This is a genomic window from Apibacter sp. ESL0404, from assembly GCF_019469245.1.
Lineage (GTDB): Bacteria > Bacteroidota > Bacteroidia > Flavobacteriales > Weeksellaceae > Apibacter.
This window is the reverse complement of the sequence record NZ_CP048267.1, coordinates 390,118-414,304: the sequence shown is the minus strand read 5'-3', so window position 1 is coordinate 414,304 and position 24,187 is coordinate 390,118. Positions and strand designations below refer to the sequence as shown.

Here is a 24,187-nt window from a genome sequence, read left to right as displayed (position 1 = left end):
TTTTAATCTATTAAATTTATTTTATTAAACAAATTTAATAGATTAAATTATATAATATACTCATAAAATAATGAATATTTAAAATAGTAAAAGGATTTTTTTAGACTGATATAACATTATATAACATAATAATAAATATCATAAAAGAAAAAAGCCCTAAAGAATTCTTAGGGCTTTAATAAATATAGCTACTGTTAATATATCAATCGTAAATTATTTAAAATTTAGTATCAAGGTTTTTTTATAATTTTAAAAGATTGTTCACCTTTTTTAGTTACTAACTTAATATAGTAGATTCCCACTTGATTTGGAATCGGTATTTGAGTATCATCAAAATTTACAATATAATTTACCAAATTTCCTGATATGTTATAAATATATATTGCTTTAATATCTCGGCCTTTAACATATACAAAATTTTCAGAAGTAACGGTTGGGTAAACCTTGTATTCTTCAGATTTAATTACTTCATCCATTAACAAACACCCCCAAGTATTTAAGGCTCTGGGCCCACCCCATATGAGAGTTGCAATGTAAGGGTTATCAATAAATGGATTTCTATTTCCTTGAATGTTGTAAATAACTTCATTTCTAAGTTTTTCAAAAAGGGTTGGATCTTTTTCAGCATTCCACTTCAAATATAAATCGGGCATTTCAACGCTGTAAGTATACGTGCTTTCTGCTGTATTTTTTGCTTCGCATTGACCGGGATATCTAATATGCATATACATTATAATTCTTGCTACAGATCCCTTCCATTCATCCCCAGGATAAAATCCTGTGGATGAAACATTACCGGAATTACCGGTGCCTTCTGCAAAATTGCGATTACTTCGACGGATATTATATTGTTGATCTATGGCTCGTAAGTTATGTGCATCGGTACCGGGACCTCTAGAGGAGGTAACCAATTTGGGATTAGCCAATGATTTGGCAAAAACATGCTCTCGAGTCCAAAGTCCTTTACAAGAAGATTTGTGACAAGAGGAATCAACACTTCTTATTCGATTATGCATTACATCTTGCGGATCGTCATTATAGCCATAAATTAATAAAACAGTATTTTGATCCGAATTTTCAGGATCTATATCCGACAATTTTAAGGTCTTCCAAACATCCGGATTTTTAGTATTGCTGTAATACAACCAGGTGGTATGAGTAGCAGTAACTAAAGTTGAGATATCTGATTTTAATTCCTCTCCGTCTTTTGAAAAATCAATAGAATCGTAATAATTGGGAATTTGAGCAACTAGCATTACATGGGCTATTGCCCATAATAAAAGGATAAAATTTTTCTTCATAAAAGTATACTTAGTGAGACTGGTATAAAAATAAAAATATTGGTTGAGATAAAAAAAATAAATATGTCGTTCTTATTCAACTTTACTCGTTACATTCAATCTGACTACGTTTTTTTATAAAGATCATTGTCCATAAAACCCAGTAAACCACTATCTTTCAAATAAATAAATGTAATTAAAAAATTTTGCAGGCATTAAAAATACCTTGCTTATTAAAATTTAATAATTAAAAATATTTTTTAAAGAATAATCAAATAAGATAGCTGATTGTACCTTATAATATATCGCAAAAAATGAAATTAAATTATCGCTTAATAATCTTTATTTCACCTGATGGAGAGAAAACAAAATGATTATTAGGAAAGTCTGTATAGGTTAAATATTTAATATAATTATACGCTTTGTGATTAGTATCGATTTCAGGTCCTTTTTTTGATCCTTTACTTTGAATGACGGATATAACACGACAAGAAATAAAATTACCTTTAGTATCTGTTTTAATTTTCAAAATAGGAGCATTGCCATTGGGTCCGGTTAACGTAATCTTTCCATACGTGGCAAAATTACCTAAACTGTAAGCAATAAATTTATTATTATAGAGTTCAACGGCCCTGGCAACATGGGGTCCGCTTCCTAAAATAAGATCTGCTCCTGCATCAATGCAAACATGTGCAAATTCTACGACATTCCCTCGATTTTCCCCGGCATAAAATTCATTTTTAAAAGGTATATGCTGATAAGAGGCCCCTTCTCCTCCTCCATGAAACATAACAATAATAATATCAGCTTTAGGTCGTACTTCTTTAATGACTCTTTTAATATCTGCGTAATGAACCGAACTTATTAAGCCCGGACTGTGTCCGGCTCCTATAAAAGCATATCGTATTCTATTTTTCTCTTTAATAGCATATTCACAATGATTCAATACACCGGCATATTGAATACCTAGATTTTTTAAATTTTTTTCGGTTGCATTTCTTCCAAAAGCACCAAAATCATTACTGTGATTATTTGCTATGCTTAAAAAATCAAACCCGGCTTCCTTTAAATAGTTTCCATACGCAAACGGAGATCTGAACACAAAGCAAAAATTCGGATCGGAACATTCTTTTGGTTTTCCTCCGGAATCAAATAAAGTACCTTCTAAGTTACCGACAATCAAATCAGTTTTTTCTTTAAGTACAGGAACTATCCCTTCTAATATATTGACACCCGGCAAGAAAGAGGCTGAAGGATAGTTACTTCCTAACATAATATCTCCCACTGCTGTAATGGTAACAGTATCGGAATTAGCGGATAGGAAATCTTTGGATTCAGTGACAGGATAAGATTTTTTTTCTGATTCTTTGACCTTATTTTTCTTACAGGCAACCGTAATCACCAAAAAGGTCAAGATAATTGAAAAAAATCTCATAAGAGCGTCTAAATGGATATGATACTAGTTTTTAAAGACAAAAATTATAAATGATCTCCATCATATTTATGGTCTTTCTGTGTAAAACCAATAATTCTTTTACACCAATACAAAAGAAATAAACAAAGAATAGCCACATACAACCAATCAACAAAATGTCCAATGACAGGTAAAATTTTGTAAGACCATGTAAATAATTTGCCGATACCTAGTATTAATTCTGTCATGATTTAATAGGTTTTTATTTATATTTTTGTAACAAATATATAAAAAAATGTACTCGAACTCTCCTTCTATCAAATATTTTTTTCCCGTTTTTGGCCTATGGATCATTTTTTTAGGAGTTTTTATTTATTATCTTAATTTACAGGTTACATCTATTTTAAAATTGTGGGAGATAGTTGTTGTTAGTTCATTGTCATATATTTTAAATACCCTCACAATTTTATATTCAAAATTTAAGAAAAAAAGGAAAATTTGGGCGTTAGCGATTTATAATCTTTTATTTATTCCTTCTTGTGAAGAATTTATAAATTTACCTATAGGTCTTTCTTACTTACTTCTTTCTATGGCGCTTATATTATTGTTAGATATTTTCAGCAAATCTTCTCACTTGAAATATTTTAACATTGGAATGTTCGCTTCTATAGCCAGCTTATTATATTTTCCAACCATTTCAATAGTTTTTTTATTTTTATTCATGACTATTGTATATTATAAGGAAAAAATAAACATATCCCAGTATATAGCAGGTGCATTGGTAACCGTTATACTTACTCTTGAAATAACATTTATTACCGATTCTTTTTCATATATTACTAATTGGATAAATCAATTAACCATTCCAACATTTCACTTTGAATATCAAATCCCTATTTTATTAATACTTCTTGTTGTATTAATTTTAGGATGGATCAGTCAATATTCAAATAAAAATATTTCTGAAGATTTAAAGATTTCTTCACAGCATACTATTTTAGTTTTTTATCTTTTGTTCTGGATTTTAATTTATGCTTTCTTCATGGGAGATAATTATGCCTTGTTGATATTCGTTAGCCTTCCGGTGAGCCTGATCACATCCAGATGTATTTAATATCGATTCCATTTAATAAAAACCATACAGAATGCAACAATATGTTCAAGAAGTATTTACTTTTATATTAATTTAAAAAAAATTTAAAGTTAATTTGATTATGACTTTTTAAACTACAGCCATTTCTATAAAATAAATTAGTTTTGTTTTATTTCAAATAAATTGGTATATAAATTTCCCCAATCTTCAATTTGCTTAAGAAGAGGAATGATAGTAATCCCTAATTCAGTTAAGGAATATTCAGCCCGTAAAGGAACTTCCGGATATATGGTTTTTGATATCAATCCATCCGTTTCCAATTCTTTTAGTTGTTGCTGTAATACGCGTTTATTGATATTTGCTATCCTTTTATTTAGGTCCCTAGGTCGTGAAATACCTTTGTTTATCAATTCAATAATACACAATTTCCATTTTGAACCTATGACTTTTAATGCCACATTAATTCCACAACTTATATCAATAGGTATTTTACGTTTGTATGAAGACATATGAACTATTTTTTTCGAAAGTACAAATTAAAAACTTTACAAATCCATAGAGATAAAATTATCACTATACGATAAAATTAACAGTTATAGTATATTCATATGAAGGTTTGTAATTTTGTGTCAAATAAAAATGAATTACTAACTAAATCTTTAAAAAAATGAAAACATTAATACTTGTAGCCCATCCTCAAATTGAAAATTCAATCATAAATAAACGATGGATCGAAGAACTTATGAAATATCCCGATACTATTTATGTTCATCAGATTTATAAAGAATATCCTGATGAAAATATTGATGTTGAAAAAGAGCAAAAATTAGTTGAAAAATATGATAATTTAATACTTCAATTTCCGATGTATTGGTTTAATTGTACCCCACTCCTGAAAAAATGGATGGATAAGGTTTTAATATACGGATGGGCATATGGATCTAAAGGTAATAAATTAAAAGAGAAAAAAATATCTATAGCCGTTTCTATAGGTTTAAATGAAGACAAATTTTCTAAATTTTGGGATTCTGAAACGAATATAATTGACCAAATATTATCCCCTTTTAAAGCTGCATTTACATACACAAAATCAGATTTTCGTCCTTGTTTTAAATTTTTTGGTACTAATGAAGCTACCCGTGAACAAATCGAAGAAAAGGCTAAAGAATATATTGATTTTATACAAGCTCTGTAATTAAAAACTTAACTATTTAACTAACTTTCTTAATTTTATTTTTTAATACATTTTTATTAAATTTTAGGATAGGATTTACAATTTCACAATTAAAAAGAGTAGATCCTATCAAAAAATGAAATACGTAAACCCATTGAGCATTTTTAAAAACCATTAATAAGTACTAATTTAGCAAATTCATGTAAATTAATACCTACTATAATCTTCGAAAGCAATGGGTAAAACAAAAGAAACTCCTTTGATGAAGCAATACAACAGTATAAAAGCCCGATATCCGGATGCTATGTTGCTATTTCGAGTTGGAGATTTTTATGAAACATTTGGTGAAGATGCGGTTAAAGCTTCCAAAATTTTAGGAATTGTACTTACAAAAAAAGCAAACGGCCAAGCAAGTCATATTGAGTTGGCCGGTTTTCCTCATCATTCAATAGATGTTTATCTACCCAAATTAGTACGTTCGGGTCTTAGAGTTGCTATTTGTGATCAATTAGAAGATCCCTCCATGGCAAAAGGCATTGTAAAACGTGGAGTTACGGAATTGGTTACCCCGGGCGTAACTTTTAATGATAAGGTTTTAGAAGCAAAAAGTAATAACTTTTTATTATCCGTTCATCAGGAAAAAAATTTATACGGTATGGCTTTATTGGATATTTCCACCGGAGAATTCCTGATTTCTGAAGGAGATGAACACAAACTTCGACATCTTATCGATAATTTTAAGCCGACCGAAATAATCCATCAACGAAGACATCCTTTACCCTTTGATCATCAAGCCTATTCATTTCAATTAGAAGATTGGGCATTTAAATATGATTATTCGTACGATAAACTAACTTCACATTTTAAAACCAATTCTTTAAAAGGTTTTGGTATAGAATCAATGAAACTGGCGATCACTGCAGCAGGTGCGGTTTTTGCATATTTAGTTGAAGATACTCATCATAAATTATTGGACCATATAACCAATATTCAGCGATTATCACAAGACACTTTTGTATGGATGGACGATTTTACTATCAAAAATTTAGAATTAATCCATACAACTGAATCCCAATCGGTTTCCCTGTTAAAAATATTAGATAAAACGCATACCAATATGGGAGGGAGAATGTTACGCCGATGGATTCTCACTCCTTTAAAAGAAATATCCGTAATTCAAAGGAGGTTGGAAGTAGTAGAGTTCTTCTTAGAATTTTCCGAAATAGCTTATGAGATCCGAGAATTGCTTAAAGGGATATCCGATGTAGAAAGACTTCTAGGTAAATTAGCCGGTGAACGTATATCACCTAAAGAATTAGGGTATTTAAAGGATTCTTTGATTAATTACTTAAAAATCGAAAAAATCTTAAAAGAAAAAAATCATCCAACTTTTACTAATTTTGGAGAATTTAAAAATTTAGAAGAGGTTGTATCCTTATTGCAAAAGCAATTAAATGATGAGTTACCGGTTATTTTGTCAAAAGGAAACGTAATAAAAGAAGGAATTTCCGAAGAATTGGATGTATTGCGTAATTTAAAAATTCATGGCAAAGAATATTTAGACAATTTATGTGTTAGAGAATCTGAAAAAACCGGTATTCCCAGCCTAAAAATTGATTTTAATAATGTGTTCGGCTATTATTTGGAAGTTAGAAACACCCATAAAGATAAAGTTCCTACCGATTGGATCAGAAAACAAACATTGGTTAATGCCGAAAGATATATTACAGAAGAATTAAAGGAATATGAAAGCCAAATTTTAGGCGCTGAAGAAAAAATAGGAATATTGGAGTCTGAACTTTTCAAAGGTCTTTGTTTACAAATCAAAAACAGTCTTACGGATATCCAGCATAATACTTCCAAAATTGCGACCATCGATACCTTACTTTCTTTTGCGGAAACAGCGCAAGAAAACTCTTACACACATCCTAAATTAACAGATTCCAAAGTCATCGACATTAAAGACGGAAGACATCCCGTCATTGAAAAACAATTGCCTTTAGGAGAGTCCTATGTAGCGAATTCGGTCTATATGGATGACGAAAAGCAGCAAATACTTATGATTACTGGCCCTAACATGGCAGGAAAATCCGCATTGCTCAGACAAACGGCATTGATTGTTCTCATGGCTCAAATTGGAAGTTATGTTCCTGCCAAGGAGGCTACGTTGGGTATTGTGGATAAAATTTTTACTCGCGTAGGAGCTTCTGATAATTTATCAAAAGGGGAATCAACCTTCATGGTTGAAATGAATGAAACGGCGAGTATTCTAAATAATATTTCAGATCGCAGCTTAATATTGCTTGACGAAATAGGCCGAGGAACCAGTACATACGATGGGGTTTCCATAGCCTGGGCAATTGCAGAATATCTTCATGAACATCCCACACATCCTAAAACGCTTTTTGCAACACATTATCACGAACTTAACGAAATGACGGAGTCATTTTCAAGAATTAAAAATTTCAATGTGAGTATCAAGGAGGTCAATGGAACGATAGTATTTCTTAGAAAATTAATTCCGGGAGGAAGCGAGCACAGTTTCGGTATACATGTAGCTAAACTGGCAGGAATGCCCGAAATAGTAACTCAACGTGCCGAGCAAATTTTAAAAACTTTGGAAAATAACAGTTCTAAAAAAGAGCGGAAAGAAAATGCAAAAACATCTACCGATGAAAATATGCAATTAAGCTTTTTTCAACTGGACGATCCAATTTTAGAAAATATTCGTGAAGAAATAGTAAAAACTGATATCAATGCGTTGACTCCTTTAGAAGCTTTAATGAAATTAAACCATATAAAGAAAATGATTGGCGGCTGATTGTTCATTTTTTAAAAATATATTAAGATTTTCAACCTATTTTTTTCTATATTTTTTACTGTATAAAATCATAGCTATGGGTCATAATTTTAAAAAATTCTTTTGTTAGAACGAATTGCTTTCGATTTGCATTTTAAACTATTGAATGTTATAAAAAAAGTTTCGTTTAGCTCTTGCTTACTTTCGATTTAGTAAATATATTTGTTTGATTGACTTTCAATTAAACTAAAACCACAAAAAAAATTATAAACTATGGACACAAAAAAAGCAAAAGACGGTCCTTTAGTAATTGCCATTGACTCCTCAACCACTTCCTCCAAAGCAATTATTGTTGATGAAAACGGACACGTTTGGCAAACTGCAAAAAGAAATATACAACTTCATACTCCTGCCATGGATTTTTATGAACATAATCCGATTCGATGGTGGGAAACAACCAAAGAATGTGTAGGAGAAGTACTGTCAAAACTATCTTCTAAAGACAGAGAACGAATTTCGGCTATTGGAATAACTCATCAACGGGAAAGCTTTGCTCCTTTTGATGAAAACGGAATGCCTCTACGTAACGGAATTCTTTGGCTGGACGGTCGCGCAACGAAACAAATTAGAGCCTATGGCTCTCAACATATCCATGACCTCTCAGGTAAGCCGGCCGGCGTAACTCCCGGTATCTATAAAATTGCTTGGTTAAAAGAAAATGAACCCGAAGTGCTGAAAAAAGCGTTTAAAGTTGTTGAAGTACACGGTTATATCACTTGGAACCTTACCGGTAAATGGATTTCATCAGTAGCCACAACAGATTCTTTAGGATTATTGGACATCCGTAAATTTGATTACAGCGATGAACTTTTACAAATAGCCGGAGTAACCCGCGAACAAATGGCCGATTTAGTTCCTCCCGGAGAAATTATGGAAGAATTAAAACCGGAATTGGCAGCAGAATGGAAACTGTCTAAGCCAATACCTGTAATTGCAGGTTTGGGAGATGGTCAGGCAGCAGGAATAGGTGCAGCTGCCGTATCTCCTGATATTGCCTTTCTAAATTTAGGAACAGCTGTTAATGCGGGAGTTGAAAGCTCTGAATACAGGTGCGATCCCGTATTCAGGACTCATGTTTCAGGAATTAAAGGAAATTTTGTTTTCGAAATTTTACAATCGTCGGGTTCTTATTTGGCGGGATGGTTTCGGCAATCTTTGGGAGATCCTAAATTATTGGGAGAACCGGATCCAAATTTGGATCACGAAGCTTCTCATATTCCCCCGGGATGTGAAGGACTCGTAACCTTGCCTTACTGGAATGCCGTACAAAGTCCCTATTGGGATTCTGTAGCAAGAGGTGCGGTGGTAGGCTGGAGAGGAACACACTCCAAGGCGCATATGTATCGTTCTATTTTAGAATCCATCGGCTTTGAGATGAAATTTAATTTAGAATCCATTGAAAAAGGAACCGGTGTTAAATTAAAATCTGTTCGAGCGATGGGAGGGGGAACTCGTTCTCAGTTATGGCGTCAAATAATGGCCGATTCTCTTGGATTACCCATTACCATTTGTTCTGAAGATGAAATTTCCGCCCTAGGAGCCTCCGTTGTTGCCATGGCAGGAATAGGCGCACATGGATCCAACAACGTCGCTCATGCGGCTAAACACATGGCACATTTTGGAGAAACTATTGAACCGGATGTAACGCAATCAGAAAGATATAGAGAAGTCGCCGAGATACAGCATAAACTATATCCGCAACTAAAAAATATTTTTGAACAACTTTATGAGTTGTCTGAAAAATACCCTTCAACAAAACCGGAATCACCAAAATCAGAATTATAAAAACTAAAATCACAAATCGTAAAATAAATAAAAATGGCAATAATCACCATATTAGGCGCCGGAGCCATGGGCTCCGGTTTATGTACACCGGTAAGTAAAGCCGGTTGGGAAGTTAGGTTATGGGGTACCTGGCTCGACGATCATTTATTGAATGCCTGTGAAGCAGGTAAACCTCATCCAAGAACTAAAATACCTTTAGCAAAAGGAGTTAAACTCTTTCGTTCCAATGATTTACAAAACGCTTTAGAAGGAGCAGATGTAGTGGTGATGTCGGTTGCCTCAGTAGGTGTTCCTAAAGTTACTGAAATGGCATTAGAAGGAATTTCCAAAGCAAAAGCACTTTGGTTGACCTCTAAAGGATTTTGTCCCGATAAAAAAGGAAAAATCCAACTTCTTCCCGAAGCTATTCGCACCCTAGCTAAACAAAAAGGAATACAAATCCCTCCTGTCGTTGCAATTGCCGGACCGGTAAAAGCCAACGAGTGTGCAGACGGTAAACCCACAGCTACCATTTTCGGATGCAAGGATATTGAAGTTTCACGAAAATATGCCAGAGAAGCAAGAACAGAGGTTTACTGCATTGAAGCGACCGATGATGAAATTGGAGTAGAAATCTGTGCGCCCATGAAGAATGTGTACGCCATAGCTTTAGGAATTGCTGACGGACTCGAAGAAGGCACCGGGTTTCCTCATCATAATTTAAAAGCAGCTACTTTCAGTCGTGCTATTAAAGAGATGTCTTTATTGGGTCAAGCTTTGGGTGCTCGTATGGAAACGGCCTTTGGACTTCCCGGAGTGGGTGACTTGGAAGTTACCGGATTATCGGGAAGAAATAAAGTATATGGGGTACGTATAGGAAGAGGAGAAAACGCAAAAGATGCTCTGAAAGAAATGGATCGTTTGGAACAAACGGTGGAAGGAGTACCGGCAGCGGGTCTTGCGGCTAAATTAGTTGAGCAATCAGCACCTCAACTTAAAGAAGAACTGACTTTGCTGAAAGCTGTTAATGAGATTTTAGCCGGAACTAGTCGACCTATAGTCAATGTGCTATCAGAAGCAGTACTTCCTAAAAAGACTTAAAGTTAATCTTTGAAAATTTCAATATACTTGTACTATTTAGTCAAAAAAGTTCCTGGTAATTCAGGAACTTTCTGTTTGCTATTCATTTTGATTTTTAATTATAGTTTTTAAGTTGTATTAATTGTATAGGTTTATTAATTCATCAATTCTTTTTTATAAATTTAAAAATGATCGTTGACTTCTTGCGGGATTTTTTTCCATTCTGATACTGTGAAATTTTATATCGATTTTTTCTGAATAGGTAATTTCTTTATCCTCCGTGTAGATATTTATTGAGGCCGTTTTGGAAAGTAATTTACCGCTGTTTTTTTCCCAATGGGCCGTCACTTTGCATTGGGATTTTATGTTTTCCTTAGTTATATAATCTCGGGTATATTTTTTTATGTCTAATAAGTAATTAATATTTTCGATAAATTTATCCTCTAGTTGTTTCGGACATCCATCATAACTACTAAAAATTTCATTTCCTTTTATTTCATTATGGACCGCTCCCAAAAAATACACAGTTCCTATCTTATGCAGACTCCAACGTAAGCTTTTCTCATTTTGATTTTCTGATACACCAAAAAAATACAGTCTCCAAAAAGCTTCTTCTTGTATTTTTTGTTTCAGTTTCTCTTCTGTTTCTATTGCTTGTTTATATTGGTCTCTTAGCTGTCTTGCTACCCCTTCTTGATAGTTAGTATTTAGTAAAGCACCTGATTTTTTTAGCCACTTTTCTTTCCAAAGATTATAAGATACTATTTGTACATAATTTTCATATTTATTTACCTCAACTGTTAACGGATACATTGCCAATTCTAAATTACATACCATATCAGTATTGGGATCATGGGAAGGTTTAGAACTTATTTTAAGATTTTCTTTAGTAAACATTCTTTGAAGTCTCTTTCCATTGGTAATACAACTTATAGCCATATCATAATTGATCTTGCTTTGCTTGTGTTGAGATCGTTCTTTTATATCCAATGTATGTTCTACTTTATATAGGCGCGTGTTTTTCGGATTATTTATCTGCATTTGTAGTTAGTTTTTCAATGCATTAAAATACAATTTTATTTTATCTTTTTGTTTGATTCATTCTAAATTATTACTGAATAATTCTTTTATGGCTTTTCTTATTGTTTTTTCTAGTCTAATCATTAATCGGAATAAGAAACATAAAGAAAACCGGATATTCCTTAAATTAATGCATAATTAAAACCATATAGGGATAAAAAATATGAACAACTATAATATAATTGAGATTATTACAGGTTCAAAGTTTTCATTTAACGAATCTATAGTTCAAACTCAATAAAATAAACCGGTTGCAAACTCTTTTATTCCTTTTCCATTTAAAACGTCCCAATCTGCTCCATACCATCACCTATATAATTTCAACCTCAAACCATTCTCCTTTGTCATGATATGTAATCACTACTTTTTTTTCTTTATCTTTATTATACAATTCATATATATAAGTGTCTATTTCTTTTTTTTCTTTATCCTGTTCTGCGAAATCTAACAGATTTTGTAAAATATTTAAGTTTAGAGTTTCAAAATTATAATATAAGGAAAGAGTTTTAGAATTAATTTTACTTGCTTCTTCTTCATAATCAGTTGCAGATACTTTTATTACAGGAGGCTCATATGGTTTTACTTCTTTTCCTTGTTCATTTTGAAATTGAATAGGTACTCTTTTTTTTAATATGTTTATAATTATTGAATAATATTTATTCTTATCCTTGTGAAAGAAAAATCTATTTTTATTTTTTTTTCTTAAAAATTCTACTCCATCTTCAAAATCATAAATATTTTTATCAGTTAATATTTCAAAATAACCAAATTGTTTTTCAGCAAAAGAGAATATATATTTGATACATTGTTCATTATCATTAAAATTTTCAATTACAAAATATTTAGCAAAATAAGTATCTTGTAAATGGTATATCTTAAGTGAATTATTTGAACATTGTACAATAAATAAAAGATAAAATATAAGAAGTTTTAGAGAGTTTAATTTTTTCATATTATTATATAATCTAATGATTGGTAAATAATTTCAGTTTCAAAAGGCTGACAACCGTATTGGTGCTGTAACCAAAAAAATGCTGTAAGGCTATGAACGCTTCCTTTTACAACCCTATTTATGTCATCCCAGTCTGCCCCATACCAATCTCCTATATACATATTAGTTTTCACTAAAAATTTCCTCGGCTTATCTTCTTCAATTTCCAATTCTACTTTTATGGTTTGTGTTCCTCCCATCAAGCCATACTAGTCATTATTTTATAATATCTCCACTTCAAACCATGCTCCTTTATCGTGGTATTTTAATTTCATTTTTTCCTGATTATCTTTGTTGTATAAAATATAAATATAATTTTCTGTTTCTTTTTTACTTTCGTCCTTTTCTGCATAGTCTAAAAAATTCTGCACCGTATTAACCGTTAATGTTTCAAAATCTGAACTTAAAAATGTTTGGTTATTTTCCTTATGTTTTTGAAAAATAATTTTTTCAGCTTTCAGAAAATTAACTCTTATATATGTATTTTCTAAATTATCATTAAGTCTTCTACTAAATGTAAACCTTTGTTTTGTTGTATCGATTTTACTTAAAACATTATCATCAAATTCAAATGTATCTTTATCGGTAAGAACTTCTATTTTACCAAGATGATTTTTTATAAAATCAAATAGATATTTTATACATTTTTCATTATTTTGAAAATTATTAAATAGGTAATATTTTGCATAATCTGGGCTATACAGGTAATTTATTGAGGGATAATTCTTTTTTGATTTTGCATTATTACTTTTATGATCATTACAGAAAGTAAAACTAATACTAAATAATAAAATTAATAGGATATAGATGTGTTTTTTCATAATTGTATATAATTAGTATCTTCATAAATAATTTCAGTTTCATAAGGATAGCAACCGTAGTAATGTTGTAACCAGAAAAAAGCATTTAGACTTGGTACATTTCCTTTAAGCCCCATATGTTCCTTTCCTGCCCTCTGAATGCGTTTTATCAAATCTGAAGGATTGCTTAAATCTTTTATCGGATCGATTTTTATTTCTTTAAGAAAATCAGATAAATTCCCCCCCATTAATATCGTCCCAATCTGCTCCGTACCAATCGCCTATATACATTTTGGTTTTTACCTTAAACTTATTATTTTCCACTTCAATTATTTCCAAGTCTACCTTAACCGTTTGTGTTCCTTCTACCAAACCCTTATAGTCATAATTTATAATATCTCCACTTCAAACCATGCTCCTTTATCGTGGTATTTTAATTTCATTTTTTCCTGATTATCTTTGTTGTATAAAATATAAGTATAATTTTCTGTTTCTTTTTTACTTTCGTCCTTTTCTGCATAATCTAAAAAATTCTGCACCGTATTAACCGTTAATGTTTCAAAATCTGAACTTAAGAATGTTTGGTTATTTTCTTTTTTTTTGATAAATGAAATGGATTTGTTTTCTAAAAAGTTAACAGTTATACCTTTATTTTCCAAACTTTCTCTATGTCTAAAGAAACTAAATATTTGGCTTACTCTATCTTTATAATATGGAATTCCATCATCGAAAAATACATCATCTTTATTAGTTAATATTACAATCCAACCTTTTTCTTTTTTAGTAAAATCAAAAATATATTTTATACAAATTTCTTCATCTTTGAAATTTTTTATGTAATAAAATTTAGTATTATATGTATCTTGCAAACTTTCAATTTTCGGGGATACATTTTGCTGATTACTTTTATTATCCGCACAATAAATTGTCCCAATACTTATCAATAAAACAATTAGATAATTAATGATCCGTATTTTCATAATTGTAAGTAGTTAGTATCTTGATAAATTATTTCGGTTTCGTATGGATGGCAACCATAGTAATGTTGTAACCAAAAAAAAGCATTTAAACTCGCTACATTTCCTTTCAGTTTGAAAAGTCTTTTTTTCGCCTCTTTTATGCGTCTTATCAAATCTGAAGGATTGCTTAAATCTTTTATTGGATCAATTTTTATTTCTCTAAAAAACTCAGATAAATCACCTCCATTAATATCATCCCAGTCTGCCCCATACCAATCTCCTATATACATTTTAGTTTTTACTAAAAAATATCCACGGTTTATCTTCTTCAATTTCCAATTCTATCTTTATGGTTTGAGTTCCTCCCATTTTGAGTTCCTCCCATTAAGCCGTAATAAACATTACTATAAAATATCTATTTCAAACCATTTTCCAAAATTGTGATATACTTGCCTGATTTTAAGAGAATCTTTTTTATTATATAATTCATAAATATAATCTTCAAATTGTTTTTGTGTATCATAATCATGATAAGAATAATCTAAAAAATTCTGTACGATATTTACATTAAGGCTATCAAAATCAGCAGATAATTTTTTTACATGATTTTTATCTTTATTTCTTTCTTCTTCAATTTTAAAATGGAGTTTTGTTTTTTTTAAATAATTTACACTAATTCTAAAATCCCGAGTATTATTATTATCACCCATACCATATTCTCTATTAAAAATGAACTTATGGGAAACTGTATCTTGAATGAAAGCTATATTATCATCAAATTCATACATATCTTTATGGGTCATAATAATTAGGTAACCTTTATTCTTCTTAGCAAAATTAAATAGGTATTTAATACAGTTTTCGTTATCCTGAAAATTATCAAACACATAATAATGACCAAGATAATTATCCCGTAAATGATAAATATGTGGTTTTCCTAGGGACTTTTTTGGGGGATAACAATTTACCAAAACAGCAAGGAGCAGGAAAAAAGAAATAATAATTATATATATAAATTTATTTTTTTTCATTGTATTATTTCCTTCTATTGATGGTTAAATAATCTACGGATTTATAGACCAGTTCAGTTTCAAAAGGTTTATATTTTTTTTCATATCCGGGAAGGTATCCGTAATGGTATTGAAGCCAGAAAAAGGCGTTCAGACAGGACATGTTTCCTTTTTTATGACCTATCATTTCATTTAGTCGGCCAGACATTGCCGCAATAGCTAAATTTTGCGACATTAGTGTTTTTCCTAAATCGGTAAACTGATTCATCAGTTTTGTGTATATTTCTTCATAGTTTTTACCACCGTTAAGGTCTCCCCAATCGGAGCCATACCAATCACCTATATACATGGTAGTATCTATTTTAAAACGCCCGGGTTGGGTTTCTTCAATTTCCAAGTCTACATTAACCGTTTGTGTTCCTTCAACCAATCCCTAATAGTCATAATTTATAATATCTCCACTTCAAACCATGCTCCTTTATCGTGGTATTTTAATTTCATTTTTTCCTGATTATCTTTGTTGTATAAAATATAAATATAATTTTCTGTTTCTTTTTTACTTTCGTCCTTTTCTGCATAGTCTAAAAAATTCTGCACCGTATTAACCGTTAATGTTTCAAAGTTTGCAGTTAGTAATTTTTTATTAACTGTCTCTTCTACATTAAAATTTATAGGTATATTTTTTAAGAAGTTTACTTTTATATATTTATTTTTTAAACTTTGCCCTATTCTATTAAAGGAAAAATGTTGTTTTGTAATATCTATGTTATTTAATCCATTAGCTTCAAATTCAGCTCCATTTTTATCTGTTAATATATAAAACCAGCCTCTTTCTTTTGTTGAAAAGTTAAAAATATACTTTAAACAATTTTCATTATCTTTATAATTATTTATTACATAAAATCTAGCAAAATGAGTACTTTCAAGGTAATAAATATATGGTGGCTTATTTGAACATTCTAAAAAAAATAATAGGGAAATAAAAAATAGAAAATGCTTAATTATATTTTTCATAGTTCTATATAATTAATTGATTTATAAAATATTTCAGTTTCAAATGGTTGACATCCATAGTAATGCTGTAACATAAAAAATGCTTTTAAACTGGGTGCAAACTCTTTTATTCCTTTTCCATTTAAATCGTCCCAATCTGCTCCATACCAATCACCTATATACATTTCAGTTTTTACCTCAAATTTATTATTCTTTATTTCTGTTATTTCTAAATCTACCTTTACGGTCTGGGTTCCTCCCATTAAGCCGTAATAAACATTACTATAAAATATCTATTTCAAACCATTTTCCAAAATTGTGATATACTTGCCTAATTTTAAGAGAATCTTTTTTATTATATAATTCATAGATATATTTTTCGGATTGTTTGCGAACTATATAATCTTCATCAAATGAATAATCCAAAAAATTCTGTATAATGTTTACATTAAGGCTATCAAAATTAGCAGATAATTTTTTTAAGGGAATCTTCTCATTATTTCTTCCTTGTACAATTTTAAAATTTATTTGAGTTGGATTAGATTTTGTTCGTATATGAAAATTACGGGTGTTGTTATCATCATTCTGATTATCTTCTCTACTAAAAGCAAATATCTGTGAAACAGTATCTTGAATAAAAGCTATATTATCATCAAATTCATACATATCTTTATGGGTCATAATAATCAGGTAACCTTTATTCTTCTTAGCAAAATTAAATAGGTATTTAATACAGTTTTCGTTATCCTGAAAATTATCAAACACATAAAAATGAGCAAGATAATTATCCCGTAAATGATAAATATGGGGCTTTCCTAATGACTTTTTTGGGGGATAACAATTTACCAAAACAGCAAGGAGCAGGAAAAAAGAAATAATAATTATATATATAAATTTATTTTTTTTCATTGTATTATTTCTTTCTGTTAATAATTAAATAGTCTACGGATTTATAGACCAGTTCGGTTTCAAAGGGTTTATATTTTTTTTCATATCCGGGAAGGTATCCGTAATGGTATTGAAGCCAGAAAAAGGCGTTCAAACAGGACATGTTTCCTTTTTTATGTCCTATCATTTCATTTAGTCGGCCAGACATAGCCGCAATAGCTAAGTTTTGCGCCATTAGTGTTTTTCCTAAATCGGTAAACTGATTCATCAGTTTTGTGTATATTTCTTCATAGTTTTTACCACCGTTAAGGTCTCCCCAATCGGAGCCATACCAGTCCCCTATATACATAGTGGTGTTTATTTTATAGCGTCCGAATTCGATTTCTTCAATTTCCAAGTCTACCTTAACAGTTTGCGCCTCCCATTAAGCCATAATAAACATCACTATAAAATATCAATTTCAAACCATTCTCCATAATTATGGTAATTAATTACTACTTTTTTTACTTTATTTTTATTATACAGTTCATAAGTATAAGATTTATGTTTTTGAATTACTTCTTGATCATAACAAAGATTTATAAAATTTTGAAGAACATTAATATTTATATTGGTGTACTCGCTTGTAAATTGTGTCGTGTAAGATTTCAACATTACTTCTTTTGAAAAAAACGTTTCTTTAAGCCTTATTACCGGCCTTAAAGATATAAATTCATATTTATATTTAACATTCCTTATACTAAAAACATCAGAGTTATTATAATTAAAAAAAGCATCTTCATCTTCAAATTTCACTGCATTTTTATTAGTAACAATAACAAAATATCCTTCTCTCTGTTTTACAAAATTGAATAAATATTTGATATGCTTTTCATCATCCTTAAAACCATCATATACATAACAGTTCTTATTATTAGTATCTTGTAAATGGTAAATTTTAGGTGGTTTATTTGAACAATCTAAAAAAAATAAAAGGCAAAAAATAAGATATATATAGTATTTTAATTTTCTCATATCCTTATAAAATCCAATGATTGATAAATAATTTCAGTTTCAAATGGTTGATAACCGTAATGGTGTTGTAACCAAAAAAATGCTGATAGGCTATGCACGCTCCCTTTTATGACTCCATTAACGTCATCCCAATCTGCTCCATACCAATCACCTATATACATTTTAGTTTTTACTAAAAATTTCCTCGGCTTATCTTCTTCAATTTCCAAGTCTACCTTAACCGTTTGTGTTCTTTCTACCAAACCCTTATAGTCATAATTTATAATATCTCCACTTCAAACCATGATCCTTTATCGTGGTATTTTAATTTCATTTTTTTCTGATTATCTTTATTGTATAAAATATAAGTATAATTTTCTGTTTCTTTTTTACTTTCGTCCTTTTCTGCATAGTCTAAAAAATTCTGCACCGTATTTACTGTTAATGTTTTAAAATCTGCTGTTATATATGTTTGATAATTAATTACTTTGATGCTAAAATGAATAGGAGTATTTTCTAAAAAATTTAACCTAACACTTTTATAGTAATTTCCTACTCTTTTTTTATCAAAAATAAATTTTTGATATCTTTTTTTAAACCAATATACACCATCCTCAAAATAAACTTCTTTTTTATTAGTTAAAACAAAGAAATACCCTATATTTCTTTCTGAAAAATCAAATATATACTTAATACTTTCATAATCATCTCTATAACCATCAAATATATAAAATTGAGCATCATAAGTATCTTGTAAATGATATATTTTTTTATCCTGTGTGCTGCAAGAAAATAATTGTAGTGTGATTATAAATAAAAATGCAATTTTTATTAATTTCATAGTCCTATATAATCAATTGATTTATAAAATATTTCAGTTTCAAATGGTTGACATCCATAGTAATGCTGTAACATAAAGAAAGCCTTCAAACTGGGCGCAAATTCTTTTACTCCCTTTCCATTTAAATCGTCCCAGTCTGCTCCGTACCAATCACCTATATACATTTCAGTTTTTATCTTATACTTATTGCTTTCAATTTCAGTTATTTCCAAATCTACTTTTATAGTTTGCGTACCTCCCATGAGCCCATAAAAATCGTATTTGAGTATATCCACTATTTTACTAAAATTAGGTCGTGAATCAAAATCTTTATCGTTAAATATTTTTATTAATTCCTCTCCATCTTTATCCTGTATAGACTTTTCTTTGAGCATATATTTGATTACTTCCAAATAATTTTTAAAGTATTGTCTAAAATATGGATATTCTTCCAAATCAGATTGAAATTGTGGCCAATCCTTAAAACTTAATTTCTTTCCTCTTCCATAATAAAAATTATGGACTACCTTATCTGCAACATTATCGGACAACACTTTGCGTGTACCTGTAATACTACTTTCATAATAAAATTTTGCCATCTTTAAACCTGTTTCTTCCCCCCAATCTACAAACCTTTTATAAGCTTTTTTACCTTGACTATTAGCATTTGCTTCAATATCCTTATTTGTAATTCTATCAAATTTAGCAGAAAAATCTAGTTCTTCATCGGTTTTATACTTTTGAAGTTTACCCCATTGCTTAGTTCCTTTATAATAAAATTTATCATCCAGTCTACTTAGTATACTAACATCCTTACTAGGCTTTTCCAAGTAGGCATATACACTGAATTTAGAATTTTTAACATCTTTGGGTACCCAAAATTTTACTTCTTGTTTTCCGTTATTTTGAGGATATTTAGATATAATCTCTCCTTCATCAAATTGGGTAGCCCACTTAATTCTTATTAGTTCATGTGGTTTAGGCTGTCTATTGAAATTTACTATTTTGTATTGGTATGATATACCTTTTTTAATAAAAGAAACTTTTTGTCCCTTTTCATCAAACGGTCCGTCCAGTTTTACCACGCGTAAAGGTGGTGGAGGGGTATAATCATTTAGATATTCAACTCCGCCCTGCTCTCCTATCATTTCTACTTTTTTGGCGGAATATAAAGTCAAATTATCATGTGTTGCCTCTAATATAAGAGATTTTTTTGCCCTTTTTATACTCTCTCCCCCTATTTTGCGTACGATATTTCCTCCTTGCATAACTCTTTAGTATTAATGAATTAGAAGTATTTTAACTATAATGAATATAACTTTTATTTTCAGGTAAAATTTATTTTAACTCTAGCTATCTCTTACACTGATGAAATTTGTATGCATAAACGCATATTATTTTTTCTTTGTTTTTTTATATAAAATGAAAAATATACCGATACAAATAAGATCTCCAATAAAGTAAATTATACCTAACCCAAATAAAGCACCTACCATAGCTGAATCATCTCCCGGGATAGTATTTTCCGGATGAAAATAATCATACCAGTTAAAGCCAATTAATATAATAGACGCTAAACTTGTATATAAGATTGCAATAATTAAAAGTATTTTAGCTATTTGTATAACTATTTTTTTATTCATGTAAAACTTCTTTTAGTTCTATCTCTTTAGTTTTTACCCAAGATTTTCTTTTATTAATTATTACATAAAATCTTTTTAAAATATCTTGTTCTTTTAATTCTTTAATCTTATTGGTTATTTTTAGCCAGTGATGATTGCTTGAATCATCATCATAATCATCATTGATCGAAGCTTTTTTCGCTAATTCTTCTGTCTGATAAATATCGTTAGAAGGAATAAAAGAAAAACATCCTAATGAACCTCCTAACCACTGTACTAAAAATCCGTTAACACCCGCTCTGTATACACCTCCAATATGTACCATAACATTGGATGCCTCAGTTGGTTTTTCTCGTTTTTCCTCTATGGGATTATTATCAATATCTACCTCAACCTCAAATGGCTCCGCTTTTAATTTTCTCGATTTATTTTGCATTAAAAAATAACCTCTACAATCTGATGGAGCCTTAGAAGGGAAATGTATTTCTTCTGTGTAATAAAGGTTCATATTTTCATCTAAAGGCTCAAATGTTCTATTTAAAAGATGCACTTTATTATCTTTTTCCCCTAAATAGTACCATGCATCCCGTGTTACATTAAATTCTAAAATATCTTTGGTTTCTCCATTTTCAAAAAAACGTAAATAGGCTTTATACGTAGACACAACAACTGCTGGTTCATAAGGATATGTATAATCTTTTGCTGCTGGGTGTCCATAAAGTTTTTGTATTGTATAACCTGTTTTTTGAGTTGAAATGTAAAGCTTAGGATACTTTCCTTCTATTAAAGTAATAATAGAAATTTGGTCAGTTGGTTTACTGAAATATGCATAGACAGACATTGTTGTATTTTCTGTATTTTCACGAACTTTAAAAGAAACATTTTGACTTCCAACTATATGCGAATAATTTGTAATTATCTTGTCATTATCATATCTATTTGCCCATTTTAAATTTTTAAGCTCAGCTATTTTAGGAGTTCGATTAAACTGAATAACTTTATATGAATACCATTTTCCCTTTTTCAAAATAGATACTTTTTTACCTGTATTATCGTCATAAGGTCCGTCCAGTTTTACCACGTGCAAAGGCGGTGGAGGGGTATAATCATTTAGATATTCAACTCCGCCCTGCTCTCCTATCATTTCTACTTTTTTGGCAGAATATAAGATCAAATTATCATGGGTTGCCTCTAATATAAGAGATTTTTTTGCTCTTTTTATACTCTCTCCCCCTATTTTGCGTACGATATTTCCTCCTCTAATTGTCATTTTAAATCAATTTGTTGTGCACTATTTGATTGTACTGTTTTTCCACTTCTTAAACGCAATTTTTCATCTTCGCTTCCGTATATTCCTTTTTTTGAAGTTTCTTCAATATTTAAAGCATCTGAAGTTCTACTTTGTCCTGCAGCTTCATAAATATTAGCGGCGGTCAAACTATAATCTTCTCCCGCCATCAGGGATACATTTCCTCCTGCATTCATAGTTATATTTTGAGAAGCATTTACCGATATATTCTTGGCATCCATATACAAGGTTTCAGGGGCATATACTTTGATATTCCCTTTTCCATCCAAAAAAATTCTATTTCCGCTTGGATCTTCCATTAGTATCGTTCCCTCGGAATCATTAAATATTATCTTAGTGCCGCTTCGGGTCTGTATCACTTTGATATCATTTCCTTCACTATAATAGGCGGCTATTTCTCCTCCATTATAAGCCGTTCCTAATACTACGGGTGCTTCGGCATTTCCTCCTTGAAAGGCACACAAAACGGTCTCTCCTTTCTCCGGATTCATATAGGTACCTTTTCCTCCTCCCGCATGAGGCTGTATTACCTGTATCCACGGGGTTTGACTGTTGCTTTCTTTCTGCCAACTAAACTGCACGCGCACTCTTCCCATTTTCAACGGATCTTGATTATCTGTAACCGTAGCGTGTTGTATTGAAGCTTTCGGATAGGCTCTTCCGTTGTAAAACGGTGGAACGGTCATGTCCTTAGGTATGCCTGTAAAGGTATTTTCATAGCCCTCTCCGTCTGCAAAGCGGTGTTCAATTTCGATGATCTTATATGATTCGATCGGTATTCGACCGTCTTTAAATATTTCATGTTCAGGTATCCACACCATCATCTTGGCTACATCTCCGATCCGCAATTGGGGATTGTTACTCACCCCTTCTACATAAACTAAATTTTGTCTTTTCTTTTTTTCAACCTCCATTGAATCTTCTATTTCCTTTGAACCGTTTGGTAATAAGCTTTGTTCATAATGGAATTGAGGTACTGTGTGATACAAGTTTTTTGAATAGGCTAAGGCATGTTGTTGAAAGGGATTGGTTGAACCGGGATGAGATTTAGGATTAGCGGTTAAAATATGCTCTGTTTTCTGTTGGGCATCATAGGCCGTAAATTTAAAATTCTGAGGTCCGATTCCCAGTTTTAACTCATATTCAAATACGTCTTCTCCTTCCATTAATTCTATGACCCTTCCCCCCCATGAACTATAACAATATTCTTCACCATTGTAATAAAAATATTCACCATAGCGTTCGCTAAGTTGTTGGATAAAGGCTAAATCCGAACAATTGTACTGTACGGTATAAGGTAATCTTTCTTTTTTATTGGGATTGAATTGAAAGTTTATTAAGTTTCGGGAATAGGGTTTTATTATTTCTTTTATAATTTCTTCCTGGGTTTGGTTTTCAAAACTTCTGCATTGTAATCCGCTTTCCATCAATACCTCGGGAGAGGTACCCCGAAATACCAGCTGACGTATGCCTTGTTTTTTGGGTAGAGATATTTGTGTAATCACACCCGTAAAAAGAGAGGCTGTTTTTCCATACTGGCGAAATTCAAAAGTTATTTTTTTTCCTAAGTATTCTTTAGTATTTTGGTAGATATATGTCTTTTTATTTTCTCCGAATTCATCCGGATCACAATAGAGTGTAAAAGTGTGTAGCTGATTAAGCTTTTGCTTTAGCTCTAATTTTATACTGGTTTTGGTAAAATATTCAATTTCGTTGATACGTATTTTTACGGATACTAAATGAGTTTTTCCATAGACCTCTTCTTTAGTTCCTCCGTATTTTGCATAATATCTAACCTCTTTTTGAGGCGGGTTTAATTGAAAGGAAGGCTCCGTACCTTCTTCATAATTTGGAGTGGTTTTCATATAATAAGTAGTTTGTTTTGTTATTAAACAATAATAAACAAAGATACTAAATATTTAGTTATTGAAATAAATATATTTGAAAAATAGAAATAAGTAGTGGTAAAAATGCCAATTATATGGTTTATGAGATAGCAATAAGATCATTTTATATGTATGTGTTTTTTAATCAAACAATCTAAAAAGTATAAAATT

30 protein-coding genes are annotated in these 24,187 nt (G+C 30.7%); 5 read left to right on the top strand and 25 right to left on the bottom strand.

Annotated features, from left to right (window positions below):
- Window positions 1–230: 230 nt before the first annotated feature.
- The 3 genes from GYM72_RS01720 to GYM72_RS01710 all read right to left on the bottom strand — a co-directional run bounded on the left by GYM72_RS01720 (window position 231) and on the right by GYM72_RS01710 (window position 2,942).
- On the bottom strand, window positions 231–1,301 hold the full coding sequence (locus GYM72_RS01720; RefSeq protein WP_220264492.1) for an endonuclease: 1,071 nt from the start codon (window positions 1,299–1,301) through the stop codon (window positions 231–233).
- A gap of 304 nt (window positions 1,302–1,605) precedes the next feature.
- Window positions 1,606–2,715 (bottom strand): CapA family protein, encoded by a 1,110-nt coding sequence (locus GYM72_RS01715; RefSeq protein ID WP_220264491.1) that lies wholly within the window; start codon window positions 2,713–2,715, stop codon window positions 1,606–1,608.
- A 44-nt stretch (window positions 2,716–2,759) separates the two neighbouring features.
- Window positions 2,760–2,942, bottom strand: coding sequence for a hypothetical protein (locus tag GYM72_RS01710; RefSeq protein ID WP_160557414.1), 183 nt, complete (start codon window positions 2,940–2,942; stop codon window positions 2,760–2,762).
- A 47-nt stretch (window positions 2,943–2,989) separates the two neighbouring features.
- Here GYM72_RS01710 and GYM72_RS01705 point away from each other — a divergent pair, with 47 nt between their 5' ends.
- Window positions 2,990–3,808, top strand: coding sequence for a DUF6427 family protein (locus tag GYM72_RS01705; protein ID WP_160557415.1), 819 nt, complete (start codon window positions 2,990–2,992; stop codon window positions 3,806–3,808).
- A gap of 137 nt (window positions 3,809–3,945) precedes the next feature.
- On the opposite strand, the gene GYM72_RS01700 is transcribed toward GYM72_RS01705, so the two are convergent.
- A complete protein-coding gene (locus GYM72_RS01700; protein WP_160557416.1) occupies window positions 3,946–4,296 on the bottom strand; it encodes a helix-turn-helix domain-containing protein in 351 nt (116 codons plus the stop codon).
- 158 nt (window positions 4,297–4,454) lie between these two features.
- Here GYM72_RS01700 and GYM72_RS01695 point away from each other — a divergent pair, with 158 nt between their 5' ends.
- From GYM72_RS01695 to GYM72_RS01680, 4 genes are all read left to right on the top strand, one after another.
- Window positions 4,455–4,982, top strand: coding sequence for an NAD(P)H-dependent oxidoreductase (locus GYM72_RS01695; RefSeq protein WP_220264490.1), 528 nt, complete (start codon window positions 4,455–4,457; stop codon window positions 4,980–4,982).
- Window positions 4,983–5,196: 214 nt separating this feature from the next.
- Window positions 5,197–7,782 carry a DNA mismatch repair protein MutS gene (mutS, locus tag GYM72_RS01690; protein WP_220264489.1) on the top strand — a complete coding sequence of 862 codons (2,586 nt, stop codon included), beginning with the start codon at window positions 5,197–5,199 and terminating at the stop codon, window positions 7,780–7,782.
- 252 nt (window positions 7,783–8,034) lie between these two features.
- Entirely contained in the window at window positions 8,035–9,606 is a 1,572-nt protein-coding gene (locus GYM72_RS01685) for an FGGY-family carbohydrate kinase (RefSeq protein WP_220264488.1), read from the top strand.
- 33 nt (window positions 9,607–9,639) lie between these two features.
- The gene (locus tag GYM72_RS01680; protein ID WP_220264487.1) at window positions 9,640–10,686 is read left to right on the top strand and encodes a hypothetical protein; all 1,047 of its coding nucleotides are present in this window, start codon (window positions 9,640–9,642) and stop codon (window positions 10,684–10,686) included.
- A gap of 153 nt (window positions 10,687–10,839) precedes the next feature.
- On the opposite strand, the gene GYM72_RS01675 is transcribed toward GYM72_RS01680, so the two are convergent.
- The 21 genes from GYM72_RS01675 to GYM72_RS01575 form a co-directional block, all read right to left on the bottom strand.
- Window positions 10,840–11,706, bottom strand: coding sequence for a hypothetical protein (locus GYM72_RS01675; RefSeq protein WP_220264486.1), 867 nt, complete (start codon window positions 11,704–11,706; stop codon window positions 10,840–10,842).
- A gap of 349 nt (window positions 11,707–12,055) precedes the next feature.
- The gene (locus GYM72_RS01670; protein WP_220264485.1) at window positions 12,056–12,697 is read right to left on the bottom strand and encodes a hypothetical protein; all 642 of its coding nucleotides are present in this window, start codon (window positions 12,695–12,697) and stop codon (window positions 12,056–12,058) included.
- A complete protein-coding gene (locus GYM72_RS01665; RefSeq protein WP_220264484.1) occupies window positions 12,694–12,936 on the bottom strand; it encodes a hypothetical protein in 243 nt (80 codons plus the stop codon). The genes GYM72_RS01670 and GYM72_RS01665 overlap by 4 nt, the downstream gene beginning before the upstream one ends.
- Before the next feature lie 21 nt (window positions 12,937–12,957).
- Window positions 12,958–13,557 (bottom strand): hypothetical protein, encoded by a 600-nt coding sequence (locus GYM72_RS01660; protein WP_220264483.1) that lies wholly within the window; start codon window positions 13,555–13,557, stop codon window positions 12,958–12,960.
- Window positions 13,554–13,784, bottom strand: a complete 231-nt coding sequence (locus tag GYM72_RS01655; protein ID WP_220264482.1) for a hypothetical protein — start codon at window positions 13,782–13,784, stop codon at window positions 13,554–13,556. Before GYM72_RS01655 ends, GYM72_RS01660 begins: the two co-directional genes overlap by 4 nt.
- The gene (locus tag GYM72_RS01650) at window positions 13,765–13,908 is read right to left on the bottom strand and encodes a hypothetical protein (RefSeq protein ID WP_220264481.1); all 144 of its coding nucleotides are present in this window, start codon (window positions 13,906–13,908) and stop codon (window positions 13,765–13,767) included. The genes GYM72_RS01655 and GYM72_RS01650 overlap by 20 nt, the downstream gene beginning before the upstream one ends.
- Before the next feature lie 17 nt (window positions 13,909–13,925).
- The gene (locus GYM72_RS01645; RefSeq protein WP_220264480.1) at window positions 13,926–14,516 is read right to left on the bottom strand and encodes a hypothetical protein; all 591 of its coding nucleotides are present in this window, start codon (window positions 14,514–14,516) and stop codon (window positions 13,926–13,928) included.
- Complete coding sequence (locus tag GYM72_RS01640) at window positions 14,513–14,827, bottom strand: hypothetical protein (protein ID WP_220264479.1); 315 nt, start codon at window positions 14,825–14,827, stop codon at window positions 14,513–14,515. The genes GYM72_RS01645 and GYM72_RS01640 overlap by 4 nt, the downstream gene beginning before the upstream one ends.
- A 72-nt stretch (window positions 14,828–14,899) precedes the next feature.
- A complete protein-coding gene (locus GYM72_RS01635; protein WP_220264478.1) occupies window positions 14,900–15,298 on the bottom strand; it encodes a hypothetical protein in 399 nt (132 codons plus the stop codon).
- A gap of 232 nt (window positions 15,299–15,530) precedes the next feature.
- On the bottom strand, window positions 15,531–15,935 hold the full coding sequence (locus GYM72_RS01630) for a hypothetical protein (RefSeq protein ID WP_220264477.1): 405 nt from the start codon (window positions 15,933–15,935) through the stop codon (window positions 15,531–15,533).
- A 17-nt stretch (window positions 15,936–15,952) separates the two neighbouring features.
- A complete protein-coding gene (locus tag GYM72_RS01625; protein ID WP_220264476.1) occupies window positions 15,953–16,519 on the bottom strand; it encodes a hypothetical protein in 567 nt (188 codons plus the stop codon).
- On the bottom strand, window positions 16,516–16,761 hold the full coding sequence (locus GYM72_RS01620) for a hypothetical protein (protein ID WP_220264475.1): 246 nt from the start codon (window positions 16,759–16,761) through the stop codon (window positions 16,516–16,518). Before GYM72_RS01620 ends, GYM72_RS01625 begins: the two co-directional genes overlap by 4 nt.
- A 19-nt stretch (window positions 16,762–16,780) precedes the next feature.
- Window positions 16,781–17,407 carry a hypothetical protein gene (locus GYM72_RS01615; RefSeq protein ID WP_220264474.1) on the bottom strand — a complete coding sequence of 209 codons (627 nt, stop codon included), beginning with the start codon at window positions 17,405–17,407 and terminating at the stop codon, window positions 16,781–16,783.
- A 4-nt stretch (window positions 17,408–17,411) separates the two neighbouring features.
- Window positions 17,412–17,783 carry a hypothetical protein gene (locus tag GYM72_RS01610; RefSeq protein WP_220264473.1) on the bottom strand — a complete coding sequence of 124 codons (372 nt, stop codon included), beginning with the start codon at window positions 17,781–17,783 and terminating at the stop codon, window positions 17,412–17,414.
- Between the two features lie 47 nt (window positions 17,784–17,830).
- Complete coding sequence (locus GYM72_RS01605) at window positions 17,831–18,400, bottom strand: hypothetical protein (protein WP_220264472.1); 570 nt, start codon at window positions 18,398–18,400, stop codon at window positions 17,831–17,833.
- A complete protein-coding gene (locus tag GYM72_RS01600; RefSeq protein WP_220264471.1) occupies window positions 18,397–18,642 on the bottom strand; it encodes a hypothetical protein in 246 nt (81 codons plus the stop codon). The genes GYM72_RS01605 and GYM72_RS01600 overlap by 4 nt, the downstream gene beginning before the upstream one ends.
- 17 nt (window positions 18,643–18,659) lie before the next feature.
- Window positions 18,660–19,220, bottom strand: a complete 561-nt coding sequence (locus tag GYM72_RS01595) for a hypothetical protein (protein ID WP_220233930.1) — start codon at window positions 19,218–19,220, stop codon at window positions 18,660–18,662.
- Entirely contained in the window at window positions 19,217–20,467 is a 1,251-nt protein-coding gene (locus tag GYM72_RS01590; RefSeq protein WP_220264470.1) for a hypothetical protein, read from the bottom strand. The genes GYM72_RS01595 and GYM72_RS01590 overlap by 4 nt, the downstream gene beginning before the upstream one ends.
- Before the next feature lie 126 nt (window positions 20,468–20,593).
- Window positions 20,594–20,842 (bottom strand): hypothetical protein, encoded by a 249-nt coding sequence (locus tag GYM72_RS01585; RefSeq protein ID WP_166005476.1) that lies wholly within the window; start codon window positions 20,840–20,842, stop codon window positions 20,594–20,596.
- Complete coding sequence (locus tag GYM72_RS01580; protein ID WP_166005475.1) at window positions 20,835–22,091, bottom strand: hypothetical protein; 1,257 nt, start codon at window positions 22,089–22,091, stop codon at window positions 20,835–20,837. Before GYM72_RS01580 ends, GYM72_RS01585 begins: the two co-directional genes overlap by 8 nt.
- Window positions 22,088–23,995: a type VI secretion system Vgr family protein gene (locus GYM72_RS01575; protein ID WP_220264469.1), complete on the bottom strand. Its 1,908-nt coding sequence runs from the start codon at window positions 23,993–23,995 to the stop codon at window positions 22,088–22,090. Before GYM72_RS01575 ends, GYM72_RS01580 begins: the two co-directional genes overlap by 4 nt.
- Window positions 23,996–24,187 lie beyond the last annotated feature (192 nt).